This window comes from Ruania halotolerans (assembly GCF_021049285.1).
Taxonomy (GTDB): Bacteria; Actinomycetota; Actinomycetes; order Actinomycetales; family Beutenbergiaceae; genus Ruania; species Ruania halotolerans.
In genome coordinates, this window is sequence record NZ_CP088017.1 from 2,338,911 (window position 1) to 2,362,589 (window position 23,679).

Below are 23,679 nucleotides of genomic sequence, written 5' to 3' on the forward strand. Positions count from 1 at the left end.
GGTGGCGCCGGTACGATGGCGCCTCCGCCAGGAGGCGGCGACCGTACGCTAGGGAGAGCAACCGATGAGGCCGCTGCGATACTCGATCAACGTCACCCTCGACGGCTGCGTCGATCACCGGGTGGGCACTCCCGATGAGGAGTCCCATCGCTATTGGGCCGCCAGTCTGGAACGAGCCGACGCCCTGTTGTTCGGCCGGGTGACCTACGAGATGATGGAAGCGGCGTGGCGGCAGCCGGCGACGGGAACGTGGCCTGACTGGATGGATGACGGAGACATCGCTTTCGCCGGGAAGATCGACAAGGCCAAGAAGTATGTGGTGTCGAGCACCCTGGACCAGGTCGATTGGAACGCAGAGCTCGTGCAGGGCGACCTCGGGAACGCCGTTCAGCAGCTCAAGGCGGAGCCAGGCGAAGGCCTGTTCGTGGGTGGCGTGACCCTCCCGCTGGCCCTGGCAGACCTGGGATTGATCGATGAGTACGAGTTCGTCGTGCAGCCTGTGCTCGCCGGCCACGGACCGACGTTGCTCGCCGGCCTCAGCGAGCGGCTCGAGCTGAAGCTCATGGGGCGCCACGAGTTCCGGTCGGGGGCAGTGGCTCTGACGTACCAGCCCGGTCGATGACCGACTGGATCCGCGCCTAGCTGAACCGGGAGTGCATCCGTGTGGCCCGCTGCACGATCGAGCGGCTGATGGGTCGCAGGTGGGCTTGCAGGGCTTGCAGCCGGGCAAGAAGCCACCCACCACGATCGCTTGCCGGCTCCCCGTCGTCGGCGGGCCTGGTCGCGGTCCTTCACGGCGGGACGGGCACGCTCGCAGCGTGGATACACGGGCCAGAAGGCTGTGATCTGCGCCGCCTGTTCGCGCGGCACCGAACGGGAGAATCACCGCCATCGACGGGAACGGACCGGTGCACCGGTGGGCCGCGGAACCTGATCTGCGCGTTCTGCCTCGAGCTCGTGTCGGCGCGTCCGTGCGTGGTCCGATGCCAAGGAACTCATCCAACGGACAATCGAGAACGGTATTGAGATGGCTGCGAGCGCAATGGCAAAGAGTGCCGCGCAGGCTCCGAAGCCGACTCGGAAAGCTGAGACTGCAACCGGCCGCAACAGCATCTTGGGCAGTTCGCCGTATCCAAATCAGATTGTTCCCGGCAAGCACCGGTGGCGCATCTGTTCCGAACTAGTTCGCGACCGGTGTCGCCCCGAAGCCGTATGCGACCGTCATCCACCGCACCACCGGCGAAGTCCTAGCCACCAACACCATCGACCCCACCCGCAGCTACTGGCGCAACAACGACAAAGAGCCCGGCCGCTGGCCGAGCCCCTCGAAGATGAACGATGCCTCGGGACATCTATGAACGATGTCCCGAGTCAGCACAATGGTGGGCCCAGAGGGACTCGAACCCCCGACATCCGCGGTGTAAACGCGACGCTCTAACCAACTGAGCTATAGGCCCTGGCAAGGGAAAACAGTACCAACTCCCGACACTGTCACGCGTCCCGAGGTGGTGCCGGCCACTGGCCGCGCTGCATCAGCACCTCGCGCAGCACGTCCACCCGGTCGGAGACGATCGCATCCACACCGCGGTCGAGCAGCGTGCGGATGGTGGCGACGTCGTCGATCGTCCACACGTGCACCTGCATGCCCTGACGGTGCACGCGCCGGATGAAGGCAGGCGTGGTGATCTCGATCCCCCGCCATCGCCTCGGCACCTGCACCGCCACGGCACCGTTGCGGGCTGCTGACCGGGACCGGCCCATCAGCATCGCAGCCACCTCGCGCGGGGTCGCCGAAGTCGCCAACTCCGGGGCCATCCTGCGCACGCGGAGCAGCCTCGCCGTGCTGAAGGACGCGACCACCACGCGTTCGCCCATACTGTGGCTGCGGACCACCTCGATCGCGGGCTCAACCACATCGTCGGACTTGAGGTCCAGGTTCACCCACAGATGGCCGAACTCTTCGAGCATCTCCGCCAGAGTGGGGATGGCGGCTCCACCGGTGAGCGTGGCAGCCCGTAGTTCCGCAGCACTCAGGTCAGCCACCTGGCGCGCATCGCCGGTGATCCTGCGCAGGTCCGCATCATGGACGATGAAGGGCACGCCGTCGCTGCTGGCGCGCACATCGGTCTCGATGTAGGTGTAGCCGAGTTCGACCGCGTTGCGGATCGCCGTGAGGCTGTTCTCGATTCCCGCATTGGCCGGCAGGCCCGCGCCGCCCCGATGGGCCAGCGCGAGCGGACCGGGCGGAAGCCTCATGGACGCACCTCGCACACACTCACGCGGCACACGGCAATGCCCGGATCGCCGTCAGATAGTCATCAACGTCGCGCGCCACCCCGCGAGAGCTGCTGGTCGTCCACCGGACCACGCCATCCGCACCGACCAGCACGCTCACCCGATTCGGGGCCCCGTCGCCCTCCGCAAACGCGCCGTAGGCGCGTGCCACCTGCCCGTGTGGCCAGAAATCCGAGAGCAGGTCGAACGGCAGCTCCTCCGCTTCGGCCCAGGCGCGCAACGTCATCATCGAGTCGCAGGTGAGCACCAGCACCCGGGTGCCATCTGCAGTCAACTCTGTGTGCCGCTCCCGCAGCGCCGCCACCTCACTGCCGCAGACTCGCGTGAAAGCAAAGGGAAGGAACACCAGCAAGACCGGCGCTCCCCTGAGCTCGGCCAGGGTGACCGTGCCCCCGTGCATATCCCGTGCAGCGAACTCTGGGGCCACCTCCCCGACGGCGGGAATCACCTGAGCGGTATCGCTCACCGACCGCGCCCGCGGGTGGTCAGACGGAAGCCGGACCAGTTCTCCGCAGCAGAGATCGTGCTCGTGGAATGCAGACCTGCCGTTCTGGCTGCTTCGTCCACCTCCGGAGGGCGAACATGCCCCGGGCGCCCCGGCTTCGGGGTGAACACCCAGATCAGACCACCGTCCTCGAGCGTGGTGAGGCAGTCGGTCATCAGGTCCGTGAGGTCGTGTACGTCACCATCGTCCTCACGCCACCAGACGATGGCGGCGTCAGTCACATCGTCAAATCCCTCGTCCACGAGTTCGTGACCCGTGGCAGCCTCAACTTCCGCGCGCAACTCCTCGTCGACGTCGTCGTCGTACCCGAACTCCTGGATGACCTGTCCCTGCTTCACCCCGAACCGGGAACCGTCGCGGTCCTCGGTGCTCGCGGTCCCTGCCACGTCTACCCTCTCCTTCGCCTTCCCCGCCCGGATGGCGGAGGTGTGGAACAACCGAACCGCACATGCCCGCCTGAGCGCAACTGCAGCGGCCTCGGTGTGGATCACGCTCGCGTCACGGGACCGATGTCGGGGATGTCACATCTGCCCCAAGATGTTGAGACTATGCCAAGCCGGGACAATAGGATCGTCAGCGCAGTCCCTTGCGGTGTCCACACACCGACCAGGATGGATCGCCGAGCGCCGTGACCCGGTGCGGAGAGAAGAGAAGTGTCGTGACCTCACGCAATGAAGCCGGACCTCTGATCAACGGCCTACTGAGCCAGGTGCCGGATATCGACCCGGACGAGACCGGCGAGTGGCTCGAGTCGCTCGACGGCCTGATCGAGGCCCGAGGCGGGCCACGCGCGCGCTACATCCTGCTGAATATGCTCAAGCGCGCCCGCGAGCGGGACGTGGCCGTCCCCTCCGCCATCACCACCCCGTACGTGAACACCATCGGCGTTCACGATGAGCCCTACTTCCCCGGCGACGAGGCAGTCGAGCGCCGGTACCGCTCCTACCTGCGGTGGAACTCCGCCGTGATGGTGACGCGGGCACAGCGGCCCGGCATCGCCGTCGGCGGTCACATCTCCTCCTACGCCTCCGTGGCCACGTTGTACGAAGTGGGTCTGAACCACTTCTTCCGCGGTAAAGACCATCCCGGCGGCGGCGACCAGATCTACTTCCAGGGCCATGCAGCGCCGGGTATGTACGCCCGCGCCTACCTCGAGGGGCGATTGAGCGAAGATCAGCTCGACTCGTTCCGCCAGGAACTCTCCCGCCCCGGCGGCGGCCTCCCCTCCTACCCGCACCCGCGGAACATGCCCGACTTCTGGGAGTTCCCCACCGTCTCGATGGGGCTGGGTCCGGCCTCGGCCATCTACCAGGCCTGGGTCAACCGTTACATGCAGTTCAGAAGCATCAAGGACACCTCCGAGCAGCGGGTCTGGGCCTTCCTCGGCGATGGTGAGATGGACGAGCCCGAGTCCCGGGGGATGCTCCAGCTCGCCGCTCAGCAGAACCTGGACAACCTCACCTTCGTGGTGAACTGCAACCTGCAGCGTCTCGACGGTCCCGTCCGCGGGAACGGCAAGATCATCCAGGAACTCGAGGGCTTCTTCCGCGGCGCCGGGTGGAACGTCATCAAGGTGGTCTGGGGCCGTGAATGGGACGCCCTGCTCGAGGCCGACAAGGACCGCGCGCTGGTCAACCTGATGAACAACACTCCCGACGGTGACTTCCAGACCTACCGTGCCGAGGATGGCGCCTTCATCCGCGAGCACTTCTTCGGCCGCGATCCGCGCACCAAGTCGCTCGTGTCGAATATGAGCGATGACGAGATCTGGGCGATGAAGCGTGGTGGGCACGACTACCGCAAGCTCTTCGCGGCCTACAACGCCGCGGTTCACCACACCGGTGCGCCCACGGTGATCCTCGCGCACACGGTGAAGGGTTACGGGCTCGGTTCCTCCTTTGCGGGCCGCAACGCCACACACCAGATGAAGAAGCTCAAGGAGAACGACCTCAAGGGCCTGCGCGACTCGCTGCGCCTGCCGATTACGGATGAGGCCATCGAGGCCGATCCGTATCTGCCGCCGTACTACCACCCAGGCACGGATGCTCCGGAGATCGAGTACATGATGGAGCGGCGCCGTGCACTCGGCGGGTTCCTGCCCGAGCGGCGATCGAAGTACACGCAGGTCACCCTTCCCGCGGACAAGGCCTACGAGCGCCTTGCCAAGGGGTCGGGCCAGCAGGAGGCAGCCACCACCATGGCCCTCGTGCAGTTGTTCAAGGAACTGCTGCGGGACAAGGAGTTCGGCCACCGCATCGTGCCGATCATCCCGGACGAGGCCCGTACCTTCGGTCTGGACGCGATCTTCCCGAGCCTGAAGATCTTCAACACCAACGGCCAGAACTATCTCTCTGTGGACCGCGAGCTGCTGCTCAGCTACAAGGAGGACGAGACCGGTGGTCTGCTGCACACCGGGATCAACGAGGCCGGATCGGCTGCCGCATTCCAGGCCGTGGGCACCTCCTACGCCACGCACGGCGAGCCGATGGTGCCGTTCTACTTCTACTACTCGATGTTCGGCTTCCAGCGCACCGGTGACCAGTTCTGGGCCGCCGGTGACCAGCTGACCCGCGGGTTCCTGATCGGAGCCACCGCCGGGCGCACCACGTTGACCGGTGAGGGCCTGCAGCACGCCGACGGCCACTCCCCCGTCCTCGCCGCCACGAACACGGCCGTGGTGCAGTACGACCCGGCGTACGGGTACGAGATCCGCCACATCGTCAAGGATGGACTGGAGCGGATGTACGGCGCCGAGGCCACCACGGGCGAAGGCCGCGACCCGAACGTCATGTACTACCTCACCGTCTACAACGAGCCGATGATCCAGCCTGCCGAGCCGGAGGACGTCGACGTCGAGGGCATCCTCAAGGGCATCCACCGCCTTGAGGCACCAACCGAGGGTGATGGCCCCGTGGTCCAGCTGCTGGCCTCGGGTGTGGCCGTTCCGTGGGCTCTGGAGGCACGCCGCATCCTCGCCGACGACTGGGGCGTGCGTGCCGCAGTCTGGTCGGTGACCAGCTGGGGCGAGTTGCGCAAGGACGGCTTGGCGGCCGACCGCGAGGCATTCGTCAACCCCTCCGGCGAGCAGCGCGAGGCCTACGTGACCGCGAAGCTCTCCGGCGCCGGTGGCCCATTCGTGGGAACCTCCGACTACGACTTCCAGGTGCCGGACCTCATCCGCACCTGGGTGCCGGGTGACTACTGGACGCTCGGTGCGGACGGCTTCGGCTTCTCCGATACCCGCCCGGCCGTACGTCGTCATTTCCTCATCGACACCCAGTCGATCGTCACCCGCGCGCTGCAGGCATTGGCACAGCGCGGTGAGGTGGACGCCTCGGTGCCCGGACAGGCCGTGGAGAAGTACCAGTTGCTGGACGTCAACGCCGGCACCACGGGGACCGCAGGCGGAGACTCCTGAGCTAGACGCCTACGCACGACGACGGCGGGGCGCTCACCTCATCAGGTGGGCGCCCCGCCGTCGGCGTCTCGCACCTGCCACCTCAGCACGTGCCGAGCGCTGACTTCTGCGGCGTTGTGCCGGACAAACACCGCAGAACGTGACGTTCGGCGACGGTTCGTGTGCTTACTGGCTCGTGGCCGAATCGGCTTCTGCCTCGGCGGCAGCGACGAATGGTTCGAGTTCGGCAACGACGCGCGGCGTCGCCGCGAAGGTGGAGCCGAACTCGGCCAGATCGCTCAGGTGCCGGCGTGCGTCGCTGACCCGGCCAGCGTCGAGCGCTGCCTCGACGATCTGCCGGCCCGCCTCCGGGTCCTGATCCGACGGCGACCAGTGGCCCACGCCAAGACCGAGCGCTTCGGCCGGCAGATGCGCCGCTCGCAGCATCTTGATGCCCTCAACCAGCGCCTTTCCTTCGGTCTCCCGCTCGCACGCTGCAGAGAGCCGACGCATCGCACCCTCCTTGTCGTCGGAGAGGGAGAGCCGCGCGAGCTCGATCAGCGGGTACCACCCGTGGGGACGGCCTGCGAGCTCCTCAGCGAGCGCCCAATGCGCGGTATCTTCGGCTCGCGCTGTCGAGACGGGCTCCGCCTCGGCGCTGAGCGGATCAGGATGAGCCACCTCGGCCGCACGCCGGCGCACGATCTCCGCGAGTCGGGCGAACGCCGGTACATCGTTGGGGTTCTCCTCCAGCGTGGCGCGCAGCTTGGCCTCCTCTGGCGCGTCAGGCGGCGGCGGTGCGCTCGTCACGCGCTCCGCCGTCGCACGCGAACTCGGTGTGGACCGCAGTGCATCGCGGAAGCGCTTGAGGAAAGACATGCTCCCAGGATATCGCCACCGGCCATCCCTGCAGTGGTTTGTGGGAATCCCACAATCACGGCGGGTACCCTCAAGCCCATGACGAGCGCTGCGAACCACCCGGAGTCCACCGGGGAGATGATCCGGCGACTGCGCGGCGGAACGGACCTACTCACGGCTGCTGCCCTGCGGCGCCTGGACGCTGAACTCGCCTGGTACCGGGCACTGCCGGCCGAAGACCGCTCCTGGATCGGGCTGGTTGCCCAATCCGGGATCGCCAACTTCATCACCTGGTACGAGAACCCCGGCAGAGGCTCCTACAACGCGGCCGAGATCTTCCGTGCCGCACCGCCGGAACTGACTCGCTCGATCTCCCTGCAGCACACCCTGCAGCTGGTGCGCATCGTGGTGGAGATCGTGGAGGAACACACCGAACAGCTCGCGGCGCCTGGCCAGCACTCCACGTTGCGTGAGGCGGTGCTCCTATACTCCCGGGAGGTCGCCTTCTCTGCTGCGGAGGTGTACGCGCGCGCCGCGGAAAGCCGCGGCGCCTGGGATGCGCGACTGGAGGCCCTCGTGGTGGACTCGCTGCTGCGCGGCGATCCGGACGACTCGTTACACTCGCGCGTTGCTGCGCTGGGCTGGGCGGGCCGAGGCAACACGCTGGTGATCGTGGGAACTGCCGATGAGCCGATGGATGAGGTCCATGCCGCTGAACTGCGGCGCGCGGCGCGCAGAGCCGCCCAGGATGCGCTGGTCGGGATTCAGGGCAGCAGGTTGATCGTGGTGCTCGGTGGCGAGGGCAATCTACGCGAGCAGTTGCACACACTGCTGGACCGATTCGGCAGTGGGCCTGTCGTGGTCGGCCCGGAGGTACCCGAACTCGCCGACGCCGGCCGATCCGCCCGCGCCGCACTCTCGGCACTCGACGCCGTCCGTGCCTGGCCCTCCGCCCCGCGGCCGGTGCTCGCCGATGAAGTACTTCCTGAGCGCGTACTCACGGGCGATTCGGACGCCCGGCGAACACTCCTGGCACAGGTCTACGCCCCGCTGCAACAGGTCGGCGGCCCCCTGCTGGAGACGCTCAGCGTGTACCTCACCGAGGGCCGCTCCCTCGAGGCCACAGCACGCCAACTCTACGTACACCCCAATACGGTGCGGTACCGGCTCCGCCGAATCGCCGCCGTCACCGGCTGGGATCCGGTGGACCCGCGGGAGGGGTTCGTGCTGCAGATCGCGATCGCTGTGGGCCAACTCGCCCAGGGGGTGGCGCTCTGATCTGCCCGACCTTCGGCCATGGCGGCACTTTTGTAGGATGCACACAAACGCCCCCTAGCATCGTGGTGCGATCCGTCGTGCCCGAGATCGCATCGACGACGGAAAGGTGAGAACGGTGATCGCACTCCTCAGCCCCGGCCAGGGCGCACAGACTCCCGGCATGCTCGCGCCATGGCTCGAGCTCGACGGGGCGGCAGCGTTCCTCGATACGCTGGCTGGCGCCGCCGGCGTGGACCTGCACCAGCTCGGCACCACCGCTGATGCAGAGACCATCAAAGACACCGAACTCGCCCAGCCACTCATCGTGGCCACGTCGCTACTCAGCCTGCACGCCCTGGAGCAGGCGCTGGTAGCCCACGACCCAGCGCTGACTGATCGGGCCGAGTGGGTGGAGATCGCCGCTGGCCATTCCGTCGGTGAGTTCACGGCTGCGGCCGCGGCCGGTGTGCTCAATGCCACCGATGCCCTTGCCCTGGTGGGCGTGCGTGGCGCAGCGATGGCCGCGGCAGCCGCCGCGACCCCCACGGGAATGAGCGCCGTCGTCGGTGGTGACCCGGACGAGGTGGACACCGCACTCGCCGCCCACCACCTGTTGGGCGCGAACGTCAACGGTGGTGGCCAGGTGGTGGCCGCGGGCCTGGTGGACGATCTCCGGGCACTGGGAGCCGAACCACCGGCCCGCGCCCGGGTGATCCCCTTGGCGGTCGCCGGAGCGTTTCACACCGAGCACATGGCACCGGCTGTTGAGCGGGTCCGTAACGCTGCTGCCGCGCTGGATCCGGCCGATCCCCGGATTCGCCTGCTCAGCAACGCTGCCGGGAACACTGTGAGCTCGGGCCAGGAAGCCCTGAACGGCCTCGTGGCACAGATCTCCTCACCGGTACGGTGGGACAAGTGCCAGGAGGCGATTCTCGCCAGCGGAGTGCACGCCGCCGTGGAGCTTGCCCCTGCGGGCGTGCTGACCGGGCTCGCCAAGCGCAGCATGCGAGGGGTGGAGACGGTCGCCCTGAAGTCCCCCGACGATCTTGACGCCGCCGTGGAACTGATCATCCGCAGCACCCACCGCCAGCCACCGCAGGAGTCCTGATGACCAAGCCCACACTCACCCTCCGCCCCGCCGTTCCCGGTAGCAAGCTGCTCTCCGTGGGTGGGTTCCGCGGTGAGAACGTCATCCCCAACGATGACATCGTCGGTCCGATCAACTCCTCCGACGAGTGGATCCGGCAGCGCACCGGGATCAGCACTCGAGCCCGCGCGCACGCTGAGACCACCGTCAAGGACCTTGCGGTAGCCGCGGCCAATGACGCGCTCGAGAAAGCGGGGATCACCGGCGCGGACGTGGACACGGTACTCGTCTCCACGGTCACCCACTTCGAGCAGACCCCGTCCCTTGCCACGCTCGTGGCCGACGCGATCGGGGCTACCCCGGCGCCCGCCTTCGACATCTCCGCCGCCTGCGCCGGATACTGCTACGGAATCGCCCAGGCCGATTCCCTGGTGCGCGCGGGAACAGCCCAGTACGTGCTCGTGATCGGCGTGGAGAAGATGAGCGACTTCATCGATCCCACCGACCGGTCGATCTCCTTCCTGCTCGGTGACGGCGCCGGTGCCGCCGTTGTCGGTCCCTCACAGACGCCCGGCATTGCACCCACGGTGTGGGGCAGCGACGGCGCACAGGCTGGCGCGATCTACCAGACGCGCTCCTGGCTCGACTATCGCCGTGCCGAGCTCGGCGAACCCGTACCCGCCGACACCCCCGAACTGGCGGAGGAAGTCAGCCAGATCACCTCTCCCACGCTGCGCCAGCAGGGGCCCACCGTGTTCAAGTGGGTGATCTCCACGATGCCCTCGATCGCCCGGCAGGCCGTCGAGGCGGCAGGGCTGACGCTGGCGGACATCGACGTGTTCATCCCGCACCAGGCGAATATGCGCATCACCGACCAGCTCCTCAAGCTCATCGACTTCCGCGACGACGTCGTGGTCGGGCGCGACATCGCCGACACGGGCAACACCTCCGCCGCCTCGATCCCGCTGGCCACCGAGCGACTGCTCCGCGAGGGACAGGCCCACAGTGGAGACATTGCCCTCCAGATCGGTTTCGGTGCAGGTCTGGTCTACGCCTCGCAGGTCGTGGTGCTGCCATGACCGGTGTGAGACACATCGCGCAACCGCGTGCCGTGTAGCGAGCGAGCGCCCCAGTCGGCAACACTGGACCCGATCACAACGAACGACCCTTGAGAAACGGAGCAAGCATGGCGCACAGCAACGAGGAGATCCTCGCCGGACTCGCCGAGATCGTGAACGAAGAGACCGGGCTGGCCACCGACGCCGTCCAGTCGGACAAGTCGTTCACCGATGACCTGGACATCGACTCGCTGTCGATGATGACGATCGTCACCCTCGCCGAGGAGAAGTTCGAGGTCCGGATCCCGGATGAAGAGGTCAAGAACCTCACCACCGTCGGCGACGCTGTCTCCTTCATCGCCCAGGCACAGGCCTGAAGCACAGCGCCGGGCCACCGGCGCTGCCGGGCGCGTTCATCCTCACCGGATGACGCGCCCGGCGACCTTCACCACATCGCCCCTCTCTGGAGGAGAGTTCTCATGACGGACCAGCCGAACGTCGTCGTTACCGGTCTCGGTACCACCAACCCGCTGGGGGGCGACGTTGAGAGCACGTGGGCCGGTGCCCTGGCGGGCCGGTCCGGTGTGCGCACCCTCGAACAGGACTGGGTGACGCAGTACGAGCTCCCTGTCACCTTCGCCGGACAGCTCGCCGTCCCTGCCGGGGATGTGCTTGCCCGTCAGGAGATGCGGCGGATGGATCCGAGCGCACAGTTCGCGATCATCGCCGCCCGGCAGGCGTGGTCCGATGCTGGAGCTCCCGACCTTCCCGGTGAGCGCATCGGTGCCGTGATCGCCTCCGGTATCGGTGGCGTCACCACTTTGGTGGATGCCTGGGACACCATCAGGGACAAGGGCGCCCGGCGGGTGCTCCCGCTGACGGTCCCGATGCTGATGCCGAACTCCCCCGCCGCGTATGTCTCGATCGAAGTCGGCGCCAAGGCGGGCTCGCACACGCCCGTCTCGGCCTGCGCCTCGGGCGCAGAGGCGATCGGCTACGCACTGGAGATGATCCGCACCGGGCGTGCAGACGTCGTCGTGGCGGGCGGAACCGAGGCTGCGACGCACCCGCTGCCGATCGCGTCCTTCGCGAAGATGCAGGCCCTCTCCACTCGCAACGACGACCCGGCCGGGGCATCCCGCCCCTACGACGTGAACCGGGACGGATTCGTGCTCGGTGAGGGCGCCGCCGTCCTGGTGCTCGAGCGCGAGGAGCACGCGATCGCTCGCGGCGCCACCATCTATGCCCGGGTCTGCGGTGCGGGCATGACAGCTGACGCGTACAGCGTTGCCCCTCCCGACCCGTCGGGAGCGGGTCAGTCCCGTGCGCTCCAGCTCGCCCTGGAGGACGCCGCCATCACCGCCGCTGATCTGGTGCACGTGAATGCGCACGCCACCTCCACCCCAGCCGGTGACGGCGTCGAGGCGGCCGCCATCCGTGCCGCCCTCGGCGACGATGCCGATCACGTCGCCGTCTCGGCCACCAAGTCGATGACCGGCCACCTGCTCGGCGGCGCTGGAGCCCTGGAGTCCCTGTTCACCATCCTCGCGGTGCGCGACCACAAGGCTCCGCCCACGATCAATGTGAGCGACCCGGAGCCGGGCCTACCGATCGACCTGGTCCGGGATACACCGCGCGAGCTGCCGCCAGGTCAGATCGCCGCGGTCAACAACGCATTCGGCTTCGGCGGGCACAACGTGGCGCTGGTGATCACGAGCGCCTGAGCTCTCGAGCAGCACATGCACGACGGCGGCCGGTCACCTCAGGGTGACCGGCCGCCGTCGTGCGTGGAGTCAGATCAGCCCACCCGGTGCAGCCAACGCACCGGCACACCGGCTCCGGCGTACCGGAACGGCTCCAGTTCGTCATCCCATGCCTGCCCGAGGGCGAGTTCGAGTTCCCGGGACATCCGCACCGGATCGCCCGCGTGTTCCATCGCGGCGCGCACCCTGTCCTCGGGCACCATGATGTTGCCGTGGACATCCACCTGCGCATGGAAGATGCCCAGATCCGGCGTGTGGCTCCAGCGGCCGCCGTCCACGCCCCGACTGGGCTCTTCGGTGACCTCATAGCGTAGATGAGTCCAGCCGCGCAGCGCAGACGCCAGCCGCGCTCCGGTTCCGGCGGGCCCGGTCCAGGACAACTCGGCGCGGAACATTCCCGGTGCGGCGGGCTGTGCCGTCCAGTCGAAGGACGCGCGCGCGTCCAGTACCGAACCTGCCGCCCACTCGACATGCGGGCAGAGTGCACGGGGCGCAGAGTGCACGAAAACAACGCCGCGAGTGATCACACCTGACATGCCGTTCCCTCCTGTATGTGGTCGAGATGCGTCTTCCCCAACGAACCTCTGGCCATCTACAGTCGCCGAACAGCTCACGGCTTCCGTGCACCATCATGCCTCATCAGACCGCATCTGCGCATCCCCCGGCCTCCACCCTTCGATCCGGCCCTCGCCGAACGCAAATCTGTGCGGCGTTCTCGCGGTAGAACCCGCACAGTTTTGCGTTCGGCGGTGTGGATAGGGGGTGTCGGCGTCAGAACGTCGTACGTACGTCCTTCATCGCTTGCCGTCGGACGTCCCCGGTGAGCCGGGAGATGAAGAGCCGGCCATCGAGATGATCGCACTCGTGCTGCAGGCACCGGGCCATCAGCCCCTCCCCCTCCACCACCACGGGCGCACCATCGAGGTCAGTGCCCTCCACTCGTGCGAACTGCGCGCGAGACGTCGGGTACCACAGGTTGGGCACGGAGAGGCAGCCCTCGTCACCATCCTGGAGATCCTCCGAGGTGGCCACCAGGCGAGGGTTGAGTACGTAGCCGAGGTCTCCGTCGATGTTCCAGGAGAAGGCGCGCATACTCACCCCGATCTGGTTCGCAGCCAGCCCGGCCCTGCCCTCGTAGTCGACGGTCTCGAGTAGATCCGCCACGAGCATGCGGACACGGTCGTCGATCACGGTGATCTCGTCGCAGGGCGTGCGCAGCACGGGGTCTCCGACCACGCGAATGTCACGAAAGGCCATGCAACTATCCTGCCATGGTCAGGGCCGTCGACAGGGTCATCGGCCGTGCCGCTGGCCCGTGCCTCTAGTAGTCAGACAGCTGCCACATGTAGGGCGTCGGCTCGGGGTAGGCGTACGGATCTTCCCAGAGAATGGCGCCAGGCTCACGTGGCGCCTCCAGGACGGCCCAGCCGGTGACGACCTCCTCTGGCCGGAGATCGCTGGGAGCCTGATCCTCCTCCTCGAAGCACCAGGAGTCGGCGCGCACGTCAGCAATCTTGTGGCCCTCGGTGTCCACCAACCCGAGTTCGGCTCCGTAGAAGGAGTAATACGGGCGTGCGTCCGAGATCACGGTGAACTCCAGCTGGACGGCGATCTGTTCCCCGGTGGCGTCCTGGCACATGTAGTCCAGCTCCGACTCCCAGTTGCGCTCGACCACGAGCAACCGCACCTCCACCTGCGGGTGCCCGTCGTAGTCATAGACGATGGCCGGCTCGTCGCCAGAGAGCACGGTGTATCCGTCAGTCGGGACCGGCCCAGCCGGCGTCGGGTCATCCGTCGGATTCTCGGAGGGTTCCTCAGTGAGTTCCTCAGTGGGTTCGTCAGTGGGAGCGCTGATGGTGGGATCGGCCGTGGGCTGCGGATCGTCGCCCCCGAGCAGGAGCGAGCCGGCGTACACCAGGAGGAGCACCACGGCCAGCAGGCTTGCCAGGCCAACACCGATGATCAGCCCCGTTCGCCGCTGGCGCGGCGGCGGTGCGGGCGAACCAGTGCGCCCATGGCTGCCTGCGGGTGACGCTGGCGGTGGCGGTGACGATTGCGGTGGCCGTGCGTCATACGGTGACGGCCGTGCCTCATACGGTGACGGCCGTGCCTCATACGGTGACGGCCCCCGTCCATCGAGAGTGCCGCTCGGCGCGTAGTCGTACAGCGACCTCGGGCCGCTCGCCGCCGGCGTCGTGCCGGCGTCACTGAGCGGTGGGGGCGCGCCGTCGTCGGGGGTAGCTGACGGTTCGTCCACCCAGAACTGCCATCCTGGCGGAGCAGGGGGCCAGGACGGGTCCGGCGCCCACCCCGGCGGCGGGGTCCACCCCTGAGGCGGCACAGGCCAGCCGGGAGGGGTGTTGTATCGCAATCCCATGGGGCCGGTCTCCTAGCACTTCGCCATCGTTCGAGGTCGCTGCACCCGAGCGTGGCCTCTGCCGGCGGCACTGGCACCGCCGGCAGAGATCGTCATCAGTAGTCCGCGAGTTCCCACGCGTACGTCGGCTGGGTGCCGCTGAAGTCGAGCCAGGGTTCCCAGATCACCGCACTCGGCTCCCGCGGGGCGTCCACGAGTGCCCATCCGGTGTAGACCTCGCCCGGCTCCATCTCCGGGGGCGGCGTCTGCGAGGAGTCGAGGCAGAACAATCCGCTCAACGCGCTCAAATCCGCGATCTTGTTGCCACTGGTATCGAGCATGCCCAATTCGAATCCCACGAAGGAGTACGTGCCCTCGGAGTAGTCGGCCAGGGCCGGCAGCGTCGTGAACTCGAACTCCATGGCCACGAATTCACCCTCCGGCTCGTCGCACAGAATCGCATTGGCATCGTCAGCTTGCCAATCACGCTCCACCTGGAGCAGGCGCACCTCCACCACCGGTTCACCGCCGGTATCGGCGATCAGCGCGGGATCGCCGACTGCGAGGTACTCGTAGTCCCCAGTACCGGTCGCCGGATCCGCCGGCTCGTCGGTGGTCTCTTCATCGGTCGGTTCGTCGGTGGGGTCCTCGGTCGGCTCTTCGGTCACTTCCTCGGTGGTATGCGTCGGCTCCGGTGTGGGATCGGTGGTCCCGCCCGGCTCGTCTCCGCCGAACAGCAAGTTCGCGGCGAGCACCACCAGTAAGACCACGACGACGACGGCCACCCCGATCGCGATGAACAGCCCGGTCCGGTTCGACTTGCCACCTGTGCCGCCCGGTCCGCCTGCTCCCCCGGGCCCGCCAGGTCCACCTGGGCTACCAGGTCCAGAGCCTGCTGCGTTCGCTCCCCACTCGCCACCGCTACCCGGGGGCGGAGCGCTCGCGTACTGGTACATCCCACCGGGCTGACCGGGGCCGGGAGGAACACCGGGACCTGGTGGAACGCCCGGGCCGCCTTGGGGAGCACCTGCCGCTCCCGGGCCGTACGGCGGCACGCCGGGACCTGCGTGCCCGCCACCGGAGCCGGCGCCCTGAGCTGCGGACCAGCCCGAGGGAGCGGACGAGGCGCCGAACGGCACGTGCGGTGGTGGACTCTGCGGCGGCGGTGAGGCCTGCTGCGGCCCAGCGGCAGCCGCTTCCTGGGCCGGCCAGCCGGGAGACTGCCCGGCGCCCCCGACCGGGCTGGGAAAGGCTTGAGTCGCATCGACCGCGCCGGCCGGACCCCACTGTTCCGTAGGCGCATCTCGGTGCCCCTCGGGCGCGTCGGGGTGCTCTCCGGAGGCGGAGAACTGCTCCGTCGGGGCGTCGTGGCCGGACGAGTCAGCGGAGTCGGACGTTGCACCGTCTGCGCGTACAGGATCGGCACTCGCGTCCTGCTCCGGTTGCCCAGCCTGCTCCAGATGCCCGGCCTGCGCGCCCTGATCCGGCTGCCCAGCCTGTTCCGGCGCACTGGCACTCGTGGCCGGTGCGGCGGACGAGGCACCCTCGGGTACCCAGAACTGCCACTCCGGTGGTGCTGGCGGCCAGGAGGGATCCGGTGCCCATCCCTGCGGAGGTTCCCACCCTGGGGGCGGTGCCGGCCATCCGGGCGGCGGATTGAAGCGATGTGCCATCTCAACTCCCTGGTCAGGTCCCGTGCTGGCACTCATCGTAGAGTCGCCGTGACCGCCGCGCTGCCCGTTGGGATGGGCAGACCTGCCCGCACTGCCACGGCACGCTGCGCCCGGGGCACCTCCGCCGGCGCTCCCTGCCGGCCTTGAGCCACCTCAGGCCACGGACACAGCCACGGTCACGAAGGAGTGCGGCGGCATCGGTACCCGCACGCCGGTATCGGTGACCTGGACATCCAGGTGATCGCGAGGGGCGACCGCGTCCGGCGATGCGGAGGTGTTGTGCGCAGCGAGCGCGTCCGCCGTCAGAATCCGCGCGTGTACCGCACCCGCCGCGCCGCCACGCAGATCCACGTCCACCTCCGTTGCCTCGGACGCGTCAAGATTGGACAACGAAATGAGGACGTCGTCACCCTTCCTGCTCGCCGAGACCGAGACCGTCTCCAGCTTCTCGGAGCCCACCTCGCGGGCGGGGACCTCCCCCACCGTGTCGACCCGGAGGCTCGCGGCGTCCTGGTGGCCCGCGTTCATCGCGAACACGTGATAGGTGGGCGTGAGTACGAGCGCCCCGGTCTCCGGGTCGGTGAGGATCATGGCCTGCAGCACGTTCACGGTCTGCGCGATATTGGCCATCACGAGTCGTTCCGCGTGCCGGTGGAAGATGTCGAAGTGCAGGCTCGCCACCAGGGCGTCACGCATCGTGTTCTGCTGGTACAGGAATCCGGGATTGGTGCCCGGCTCCACGTTCCACCACGTGCCCCACTCATCGAGAACCAGTCCAACCTTGCGGTCCGGGTCATAGCAGTCCATCACCGTGGAGTGCTTGCGGAGCAGCTCATCGGTGAAGGCAGCCTTGACCATCGTGGTGTAGTACTCGTCCTCGCCGAACTCCGTGGCATTGCCCTTATCGGCCCAGGTGCCGGGAATCGTGTAGTAGTGCACCGAGATGGCCTGGTAGATCCCACGCGGGTCGCGTCCACATCCGCCGAGTTCGTTCAGGGCCTTCATCAGTGTCTCGGTCCAGACGTAGTCGTCCGAGTTCGCTCCAGCCGCGATCCGGTACAGCGTGTTGTCGCCGTGGTCTCGGCAGTAGGTGGCGTACCGGCGAGCCTCCTCGGCGTAGTGCTGGGCGGACATATTTCCTCCGCACCCCCACGCCTCGTTGCCGATCCCCCAGAACGGCACGCGCCACGGTTCGTCTCGTCCGTTCTGCTTGCGGAGCCGGACCATCGGCGAATCGCCGTCTCGGGTGAGGTACTCCACCCAGTCGGCCATCTCCCGGACGGTCCCGGAGCCAACGTTGCCGTTCACGTACGGGTCCGCTCCGAGCAACTCGCAGAGCGCCATGAACTCGTGCGTGCCGAAGTGGTTGTTCTCCTCGACGTTGCCCCAGTGCGTGTTCACCATGGCCGGGCGGTCCTCTTTCGGGCCGATGCCGTCCATCCAGTGGTATTCGTCGGCGAAACAGCCGCCGGGCCAACGCAGGTTCGGGATCTTCAATGCTCGCAGCGCTTCCACCACATCGAGGCGGATACCACCCTCGTTCGGGATCTCGCTGTCTTCGCCCACATAGAAGCCGCCGTAAATGCAGCGGCCGAGATGCTCGGCAAAGTGGCCGTAGACGTGCCGACTGATCGTCGGCCCTTCGACGTCGACGTTGATGATGGCGCGGACCGGCGAACTCATAAGAACTCCATAGAGGATCGAAAGATCGAACGTGTGAACGTTAACAGCCCGGCGTCGTGCGTGGAAAGGGCTTTCTAGCCTTCGCCTCACATCGCCCGGCGATACTCCCCGCCCACTTCGTACAGTGCGCCGGTGATCTGCCCGAGGCTGTGCGTGGCCACCGTCGTCATCAGCTCGGCGAAAACGTTCCCGCCCGAACGAGCCACCTCCTGCAACCGGGCAAGAGCGCCTGGATCTGCCCCGTGACGTGCCTGCTGCCACTGCGCCACCGCCTCCACCTGGGCGTCCTTCTCGGCAGACGTGGACCGCACCAACTCAGCACCTGCTGTTCGGCCCTGATCCTGATCCGGGGGGAGGAATGTGTTCACTCCGATCAGCGGCAGGGACCCGTCATGCTTGCGGTGCTCGTAGCGCATCGACTCGTCCTGGATCCGGCCCCGCTGGTAGGCCGTCTCCATCGCCGCCAGGACTCCTCCGCGTTCGCTGATCGCGTCGAACTCCGCGTACACCGCCGCCTCCACGAGATCGGTCAGCTCGCTCACTACGAAACTGCCCTGGAGCGAGTTCTCACACTGGTTCAGACCGAACTCGGACTCAAGGATCAGCTGGATCGCCACGGCCCGGCGCACACTCTCTTCGGTGGGTGTGGTGACAGCCTCGTCATAGGCATTTGTGTGCAGGCTGTTGCACGAGTCCAGCACTGCATACAGCGCCTGCAGCGTGGTACGGATGTCGTTGAACTCCACCTCCTGGGCATGCAGCGAACGGCCCGATGTCTGGATGTGGTACTTCAGCATCTGCGAGCGTGGTGAGGCACCGTAGCGATCCCGCATCGCGCGCGCCCAGATACGCCGGGCCACGCGCCCGATCACGGCGTACTCGGGGTCCATCCCGTTGGAGAAGAAGAAGGACAGATGCGGGGCGACCTCGTCGATCGTCAAGCCACGCGAAAGGTAGTACTCCACCAGCGTGAACCCGTTGGCGAGGGTGAACGCGAGCTGGGTGATGGGGTTCGCACCGGCCTCTGCGATGTGATAGCCGGAGACGGAGACGGTGTAGAAGTTCCGCACACCCGCGTCTGCCACGAACTGCTGCACATCCCCCATCATTCGCAGCGCGAAGTCGATCCCGAAGATGCACGTGTTCTGCGCCTGGTCTTCCTTGAGGATGTCCGCCTGCACGGTGCCCCGGACGGCGGCCAGCGCCTCGGACCGTAGGCGGGCGTACGTCTCGGGGTCGACCACCTCGGCCCCGTCCACGCCGAGGAGCGCGAGGCCCAGCCCATCATGGCCGTGGGGCAGCTCACCCCGGTAGCGGGGCTGCTCCCGGCCCTCCAGCAACTCACTGATGCGCTGCTGTGCGGCGTCCCACCGCCCGGGTTCTGCTCGCAGGTACTTCTCCACCTGCTGATCGATCGCCGTCCGGAAGAACATGGCGAGGATGATCGGGGCCGGCCCGTTGATGGTCATCGAGACCGACGTGGTCGGGGCGCACAGGTCGAAACCGGAATACAGCCGCTTCATATCGTCCAGGGTGGGCACGCTGACGCCGGAGTTGCCGACCTTGCCATACACGTCCGGCCGCACAGACGGGTCCTCTCCATAGAGGGTGACCGAATCGAACGCAGTGGACAGCCGCGCCACGGAGCCGTGCCGCAGGTAGTGGAACCGCCGGTTGGTTCGCTCTGGCGGACCCTCTCCGGCGAACATCCTGGTGGGGTGCTCCTCGCCCCGCCGGTACGGGTACACCCCCGCAGTGAAGGGGAATGCACCCGGCAGGTTCTCGGCATGCAAGTAGCGCAGCAGATCCCCGGCACTGCGGTAGGTCGGGGCCGCCACGCGCGGCACGAGGGTGCCGCTGAGCGTGGCACGGCGATTCTCGACGGCGATCTCCCGTCCGCGCACTGTGTAACGTCCGGTCTCACTCGCCAGGGCCGCAGCACGGTCCGGCCATTCACGCAGGAGGGTCAGCGAATCCGCGCTCAGGGTGGCCAGGGCGGTGGCGTACTGCTCGCGAATCCCAGCCGCCGTCGCATCGGCAGGCGGTGCTGCGTCGTCGGCAAGGGGATGCCACAGCGCCGGCAGCGCGGGATCGGCGAGGCACTCCATCGCACGCCACAGACTCTGCGCCAGTTCTGCAGCGCGAGAGTCCCGATCGACCCGTTCGGCTAGTTCACGCCCTTGGGCGGCGATCTCGGCGAGGTACCGGGTGCGCTCTGGCGGGATGGTGGCCACCACCGCCGCGCCGTCCGGCTGCCCGTCGCCGGTGGTCGTGCCCGGTTCCCACGAGCCCGGCAATGCCGCGCAGAGGGCGTTGAACGCGGCCGTCACGCCCCGATCGTTGAACTGACTGGCCACGGTGGGATACACCGGCACTGCCTCGTCCGGCACGTCGAAGGCGAGCCGGTTCCGGCGCCACTGCTTGCGGATGTCGCGCAGAGCGTCGGCCGAACCACGCCGGTCGGCCTTGTTCAGGATGATCAGGTCGGCGAAGTCGAGCATGTCGATCTTCTCGAGCTGAGTGGCAGCGCCGAATTCGCTCGTCATTACGTAGACCGGCACGTCCACCAGGTCCACCACAGAGGAATCGGCCTGCCCAATACCAGCTGTTTCGACGATCACCAGGTCGAAACCCACCGCCTGGACGGCTTGAACGCACTCCGCCAACATCTCGCCAAGCGAGGCATGCCTGCGGCGGGTGGCGAAGGAACGCATGAAGACCCGGCCCGAACGCAATGCGTTCATCCGGATCCGATCCCCCAGCAGGGCGCCACCTGTGCGGCTGCGGCTAGGGTCGACGGCGAGCACGGCCACCCGCAACTCCGGGAAGGCAGTGAGGAACCGCACCAGCAGCTCATCGATCACGGAGGACTTACCCGCTCCCCCCGTGCCGGTCACTCCGATCACCGGTGCTCGCGCGCCCGATGCTCGCTCCAGCCCGGCGACATCCCTCGGCACAGCGGGCACGTCAGGCACACCGGCGACGCCGTCCTCGATCGCACTGAGCAGCTCACCCACCGCCAGATCGTCCGATCGATCCGGCAGGACCTGCCGCGTCTGCCGCGCCTCGGCATCTGCACCGCATCGACGGGCAGCCACCGTGCGGGCGATGAGATCCTCGATCATGCCGTCCAGGCCCAGCTGCAGACCGTCGTCGGGGTGGTACACCCGCTCCACACCGGCGGCATGCATCGCCGCGATCTCCTCGTGGGTGATCGTGCCGCCACCGCCGCCGAACACCCGCACATGGTCCGCGCCACGATCGGCGAGCTCGGAGACGAGGTAGCCGAAGTACTCCAGATGGCCCCCCTGGTAGGAGGAGACCGCCACCGCGTCGGCATCCTCCTGCGTGACGGCACGGACCACATCGGCCACCGACCGGTTGTGGCCCAGGTGCACCACTTCGGCGCCGTGATCCTGCAGGAGGCGCCGAATCAGGGTGATGGCCGCATCGTGGCCATCGAACAGACTCGCCGCAGTCACGACCCGCAGTGGCGCCGCACCACCAGCGAGCTCATCGCCTGACGTTGGCGCCGCATCCGGGCTACGCACCGCACACCCTCCTTCGTCCGCGCATCAATGCAGCGGACACGTGCGATCGTAACCCGGCGTTCGGTACTCCACCCAGTGGTCCCTTCCCACATGCCCGTTCGTTTTCAGGGTGAAGCCACCGGGCAACATGGCGCCGCTAGCGTGGTGGCATCCGAGCAGAGAGGGATCAGGCCCCACGAAGAAAAGCCCGGACCATCGTGGGTCCGAGCTCCTTTCGGCTCCCTCAGTTGGACTCGAACCAACAACCGTCCGATTAACAGTCGGATGCTCTGCCAATTGAGCTATGAGGGATTGCGCGGTAAATACTAGCATCGGACTGACCGTGCTCCGGCCCAGCCGCGAGCCCTGCACCGCAGGTGTGCGCCGGCCCACACTGACGAGGCGCAGGAGGTCAGTCGAGCCCGACGGCGGCCCGGATCCGTGATTCGAGAGCCGCCACGCGGGCGTCCACGTCCGATGGCGGACGGCTCACTCCGGAGATGGTGACCTGGGAGAACAGGGAGCCGTCGGCGTTGCGCCTGATGGCGCCCCGCAGGTAGCCGCCTCCCGATAGCTGGACGGTCTCCAGCAGGACGAGTGAGTGGTCAATGCGCTCCTTGAGCGCGTACACGAACTCCGCCACCTTCGCCTGCTCGCCCACGGCGAGCGAGGTGGGGGCGGATCCGTCCACCCAGCTGATCGTCACCGCACCCTCCTCGCTGTCCCAGGACGCGGCGTCCACATCCGACCAGGGGCGGTCGAGGGTGACGGCGTCGCCCCCCACGATCAGGCTGGCAGACGTGAGCACGGCATGGTCGCCGTCGGGCAAGGCCAGCACACGGAGCACGCGCGCGCCGGCGGGAACCCTGGCGTGGAGGACCTCGGGCAAGTCACGAGTGAGACGACGCATGTCTACGACCGTATCCCCTCACCGGGCCGACTAGGCTGTCCGAGCCGCCCCAGTAGCTCAGCCGGTCAGAGCAGCGGACTCATAATCCGTCGGTCGTGGGTTCAAGCCCCACCTGGGGCACCGATCCCTCGCCTTCAACGAGGTCCTGATACACCCGTAGGGTTCGTTGGGCCATCTGCGCCCAGGTGTGTCTTTCTGCGTGTGCGCGTCCTCCCCTGCCCAGCGCGGTAGCGCGGGCCGGGTCACGCAGCAGTGCGTCGATCGCGTCCGTCCACTCTCGCGGCTCGCGGGATTCGAGCACCAGGCCGGTCTCCTCATGCCGGACAGCCTCCACGAGTCCTCCCGCCGCGGAGGCGACCACCGGCACCCCGCTCGCAGAAGCCTCGAGCGCCGTCAGGCCGTAGGTCTCGGAGTGGGAGGGGTTGAGGAAGAGTCGCGCCCCGCGCATCAACTGCGCGAGCTCGGCTCTGGTGCGCGGTCCGACGAAGCGGACCCGTCCCGACACACCGCGGGCCTCGACGAGTTCGCGCAGCTGATCGGGATAGTCCTCGAAACCGCTGGTTGCTCCGCCGCAGATCACCAACTCCGGCGCCACCTGCGGATCCAGTCCGGCGACCGCCTCGATCGCCAAGTCGATGCCCTTGAGCGGCTCCAGCCGGGCGGCGGCGAGCAGATACCCCGATCCAGGCTGGGGATCACCTGATTCCGCCGCCGGGTGAAACTCCTCGACGTCTACTCCGGGCGAGACCACGGTGGTTCGCTCCGGAGAGGCGCCGAGGCGGTCGATGATGGTGCGTCGTTCGGCGGCGCTGACGGCGAGCAACGCGGCGGCCTCGCGGGCCAGCCGCGCCTCGGCAGCCATCCTGCCTGGCGACTCCGGTCGCTCTCCCTCGCCCAGCGGGGTCCCCGGCGCCGCGGCAATGCTGTGGAAGGACTGCACCACGCACGAGCGCCACGTGCCGGCCACCTTGAGCGCGGCCAGACCGGAGAACCAGTGATGGGCATGCGTGAGGTCATAGGGGCCATACGCGGACATCGCCGCTGTGAACTCGCCGATGAACTCCTCGTGCTCGCTCTTCGGCCGCACCTGTGCCGGGCCCGCGTCGAGGTGGTGCACGTGCACGCGCTCACCCAACGACACCTGCGCTGGTGCCGTGGGATCGGTGCGCCGGGTGAAGATATCGATCTGGCACCCCAGGCGGGCGAGCTCGCAAGCGAGGTGGCGGATCACCACGTTCATCCCGCCCACGTCCCCCGAGCCCGGATCGGCCGCCGGTGAGGTATGCAGGCTGACCATGGCAACGCGG

The 23,679-nt window shown here is 67.7% G+C and carries 19 protein-coding genes and 3 tRNA genes; 8 read left to right on the forward strand and 14 right to left on the reverse strand.

Annotation, left to right across the window (positions count from 1 at the left end; all coding sequences use genetic code 11):
* Positions 1 to 64: 64 nt before the first annotated feature.
* Positions 65 to 622, forward strand: coding sequence for a dihydrofolate reductase family protein (locus LQF10_RS10380; RefSeq protein ID WP_231063780.1), 558 nt, complete (start codon positions 65 to 67; stop codon positions 620 to 622).
* A 758-nt stretch (positions 623 to 1,380) separates the two neighbouring features.
* Here LQF10_RS10380 and LQF10_RS10385 read toward each other — a convergent pair.
* From LQF10_RS10385 to LQF10_RS10400, 4 genes are all read right to left on the reverse strand, one after another.
* A tRNA-Val gene (locus tag LQF10_RS10385) sits at positions 1,381 to 1,457 on the reverse strand.
* A 34-nt stretch (positions 1,458 to 1,491) separates the two neighbouring features.
* Positions 1,492 to 2,256 carry a glycerophosphodiester phosphodiesterase family protein gene (locus tag LQF10_RS10390; protein ID WP_231063781.1) on the reverse strand — a complete coding sequence of 255 codons (765 nt, stop codon included), beginning with the start codon at positions 2,254 to 2,256 and terminating at the stop codon, positions 1,492 to 1,494.
* Positions 2,257 to 2,275: 19 nt separating this feature from the next.
* Positions 2,276 to 2,761, reverse strand: a complete 486-nt coding sequence (locus LQF10_RS10395) for a redoxin domain-containing protein (protein WP_231063782.1) — start codon at positions 2,759 to 2,761, stop codon at positions 2,276 to 2,278.
* Complete coding sequence (locus tag LQF10_RS10400) at positions 2,758 to 3,186, reverse strand: DUF3052 domain-containing protein (RefSeq protein WP_231063783.1); 429 nt, start codon at positions 3,184 to 3,186, stop codon at positions 2,758 to 2,760. Before LQF10_RS10400 ends, LQF10_RS10395 begins: the two co-directional genes overlap by 4 nt.
* Before the next feature lie 272 nt (positions 3,187 to 3,458).
* On the opposite strand from LQF10_RS10400, the gene aceE reads away from it, so the two are divergent.
* The gene (gene aceE, locus LQF10_RS10405) at positions 3,459 to 6,218 is read left to right on the forward strand and encodes a pyruvate dehydrogenase (acetyl-transferring), homodimeric type (protein WP_231063784.1); all 2,760 of its coding nucleotides are present in this window, start codon (positions 3,459 to 3,461) and stop codon (positions 6,216 to 6,218) included.
* Between the two features lie 165 nt (positions 6,219 to 6,383).
* Here aceE and LQF10_RS10410 read toward each other — a convergent pair whose 3' ends face one another.
* Positions 6,384 to 7,076: a hypothetical protein gene (locus tag LQF10_RS10410; protein WP_231063785.1), complete on the reverse strand. Its 693-nt coding sequence runs from the start codon at positions 7,074 to 7,076 to the stop codon at positions 6,384 to 6,386.
* A 78-nt stretch (positions 7,077 to 7,154) separates the two neighbouring features.
* On the opposite strand from LQF10_RS10410, the gene LQF10_RS10415 reads away from it, so the two are divergent.
* The 5 genes from LQF10_RS10415 (at position 7,155) to LQF10_RS10435 (ending at position 12,181) form a co-directional block, all read left to right on the forward strand.
* Entirely contained in the window at positions 7,155 to 8,333 is a 1,179-nt protein-coding gene (locus LQF10_RS10415) for a PucR family transcriptional regulator (RefSeq protein WP_231063786.1), read from the forward strand.
* Positions 8,334 to 8,448: 115 nt separating this feature from the next.
* Positions 8,449 to 9,420 carry an ACP S-malonyltransferase gene (locus tag LQF10_RS10420; protein ID WP_231063787.1) on the forward strand — a complete coding sequence of 324 codons (972 nt, stop codon included), beginning with the start codon at positions 8,449 to 8,451 and terminating at the stop codon, positions 9,418 to 9,420.
* Positions 9,420 to 10,478, forward strand: coding sequence for a beta-ketoacyl-ACP synthase III (locus LQF10_RS10425; RefSeq protein ID WP_231063788.1), 1,059 nt, complete (start codon positions 9,420 to 9,422; stop codon positions 10,476 to 10,478). Before LQF10_RS10420 ends, LQF10_RS10425 begins: the two co-directional genes overlap by 1 nt.
* A gap of 107 nt (positions 10,479 to 10,585) precedes the next feature.
* Positions 10,586 to 10,834, forward strand: coding sequence for an acyl carrier protein (locus LQF10_RS10430; protein ID WP_231063789.1), 249 nt, complete (start codon positions 10,586 to 10,588; stop codon positions 10,832 to 10,834).
* Between the two features lie 102 nt (positions 10,835 to 10,936).
* On the forward strand, positions 10,937 to 12,181 hold the full coding sequence (locus LQF10_RS10435; RefSeq protein ID WP_231063790.1) for a beta-ketoacyl-[acyl-carrier-protein] synthase family protein: 1,245 nt from the start codon (positions 10,937 to 10,939) through the stop codon (positions 12,179 to 12,181).
* 74 nt (positions 12,182 to 12,255) lie between these two features.
* On the opposite strand, the gene LQF10_RS10440 is transcribed toward LQF10_RS10435, so the two are convergent.
* The 8 genes from LQF10_RS10440 to LQF10_RS10475 form a co-directional block, all read right to left on the reverse strand.
* Complete coding sequence (locus tag LQF10_RS10440; RefSeq protein ID WP_231063791.1) at positions 12,256 to 12,756, reverse strand: DUF3145 domain-containing protein; 501 nt, start codon at positions 12,754 to 12,756, stop codon at positions 12,256 to 12,258.
* 235 nt (positions 12,757 to 12,991) lie between these two features.
* On the reverse strand, positions 12,992 to 13,477 hold the full coding sequence (gene def, locus LQF10_RS10445; RefSeq protein WP_231063792.1) for a peptide deformylase: 486 nt from the start codon (positions 13,475 to 13,477) through the stop codon (positions 12,992 to 12,994).
* 64 nt (positions 13,478 to 13,541) lie between these two features.
* Positions 13,542 to 14,150, reverse strand: a complete 609-nt coding sequence (locus LQF10_RS10450) for a hypothetical protein (RefSeq protein WP_231063793.1) — start codon at positions 14,148 to 14,150, stop codon at positions 13,542 to 13,544.
* Positions 14,151 to 14,692: 542 nt separating this feature from the next.
* Positions 14,693 to 16,249, reverse strand: a complete 1,557-nt coding sequence (locus tag LQF10_RS10455) for a hypothetical protein (RefSeq protein ID WP_231063794.1) — start codon at positions 16,247 to 16,249, stop codon at positions 14,693 to 14,695.
* A gap of 153 nt (positions 16,250 to 16,402) precedes the next feature.
* Positions 16,403 to 17,932, reverse strand: coding sequence for an alpha-N-arabinofuranosidase (locus tag LQF10_RS10460; protein ID WP_231063795.1), 1,530 nt, complete (start codon positions 17,930 to 17,932; stop codon positions 16,403 to 16,405).
* 86 nt (positions 17,933 to 18,018) lie between these two features.
* Positions 18,019 to 21,483 carry a methylmalonyl-CoA mutase family protein gene (locus LQF10_RS10465; RefSeq protein WP_231063796.1) on the reverse strand — a complete coding sequence of 1,155 codons (3,465 nt, stop codon included), beginning with the start codon at positions 21,481 to 21,483 and terminating at the stop codon, positions 18,019 to 18,021.
* 218 nt (positions 21,484 to 21,701) lie between these two features.
* A tRNA-Asn gene (locus tag LQF10_RS10470) sits at positions 21,702 to 21,774 on the reverse strand.
* Between the two features lie 100 nt (positions 21,775 to 21,874).
* The gene (locus LQF10_RS10475) at positions 21,875 to 22,372 is read right to left on the reverse strand and encodes a hypothetical protein (protein ID WP_231063797.1); all 498 of its coding nucleotides are present in this window, start codon (positions 22,370 to 22,372) and stop codon (positions 21,875 to 21,877) included.
* Between the two features lie 46 nt (positions 22,373 to 22,418).
* Between LQF10_RS10475 and LQF10_RS10480 the strand changes: the two genes are divergently transcribed.
* A tRNA-Ile gene (locus tag LQF10_RS10480) sits at positions 22,419 to 22,492 on the forward strand.
* Here the strand turns inward: LQF10_RS10480 and LQF10_RS10485 are convergent.
* Positions 22,452 to 23,669 (reverse strand): glycosyltransferase, encoded by a 1,218-nt coding sequence (locus LQF10_RS10485; RefSeq protein ID WP_354002647.1) that lies wholly within the window; start codon positions 23,667 to 23,669, stop codon positions 22,452 to 22,454. The genes LQF10_RS10480 and LQF10_RS10485 overlap by 41 nt on opposite strands.
* Positions 23,670 to 23,679: the final 10 nt, after the last annotated feature.

Bases quoted from the DNA above. Each gene is read 5' to 3' on its own strand.
- LQF10_RS10380 (WP_231063780.1), top strand. From the start codon at position 65: ATGAGGCCGCTGCGATACTCGATCAACGTCACCCTCGACGGCTGCGTC.
- LQF10_RS10390 (WP_231063781.1), bottom strand. From the start codon at position 2,256: ATGAGGCTTCCGCCCGGTCCGCTCGCGCTGGCCCATCGGGGCGGCGCG.
- LQF10_RS10410 (WP_231063785.1), bottom strand. From the start codon at position 7,076: ATGTCTTTCCTCAAGCGCTTCCGCGATGCACTGCGGTCCACACCGAGT.
- LQF10_RS10415 (WP_231063786.1), top strand. From the start codon at position 7,155: ATGACGAGCGCTGCGAACCACCCGGAGTCCACCGGGGAGATGATCCGG.
- LQF10_RS10425 (WP_231063788.1), top strand. From the start codon at position 9,420: ATGACCAAGCCCACACTCACCCTCCGCCCCGCCGTTCCCGGTAGCAAG.
- LQF10_RS10430 (WP_231063789.1), top strand. From the start codon at position 10,586: ATGGCGCACAGCAACGAGGAGATCCTCGCCGGACTCGCCGAGATCGTG.
- LQF10_RS10435 (WP_231063790.1), top strand. From the start codon at position 10,937: ATGACGGACCAGCCGAACGTCGTCGTTACCGGTCTCGGTACCACCAAC.
- LQF10_RS10440 (WP_231063791.1), bottom strand. From the start codon at position 12,756: ATGTCAGGTGTGATCACTCGCGGCGTTGTTTTCGTGCACTCTGCGCCC.
- def (WP_231063792.1), bottom strand. From the start codon at position 13,477: ATGGCCTTTCGTGACATTCGCGTGGTCGGAGACCCCGTGCTGCGCACG.
- LQF10_RS10455 (WP_231063794.1), bottom strand. From the start codon at position 16,249: ATGGCACATCGCTTCAATCCGCCGCCCGGATGGCCGGCACCGCCCCCA.
- LQF10_RS10460 (WP_231063795.1), bottom strand. From the start codon at position 17,932: ATGAGTTCGCCGGTCCGCGCCATCATCAACGTCGACGTCGAAGGGCCG.
- LQF10_RS10475 (WP_231063797.1), bottom strand. From the start codon at position 22,372: ATGCGTCGTCTCACTCGTGACTTGCCCGAGGTCCTCCACGCCAGGGTT.
- LQF10_RS10485 (WP_354002647.1), bottom strand. From the start codon at position 23,669: ATGGTCAGCCTGCATACCTCACCGGCGGCCGATCCGGGCTCGGGGGAC.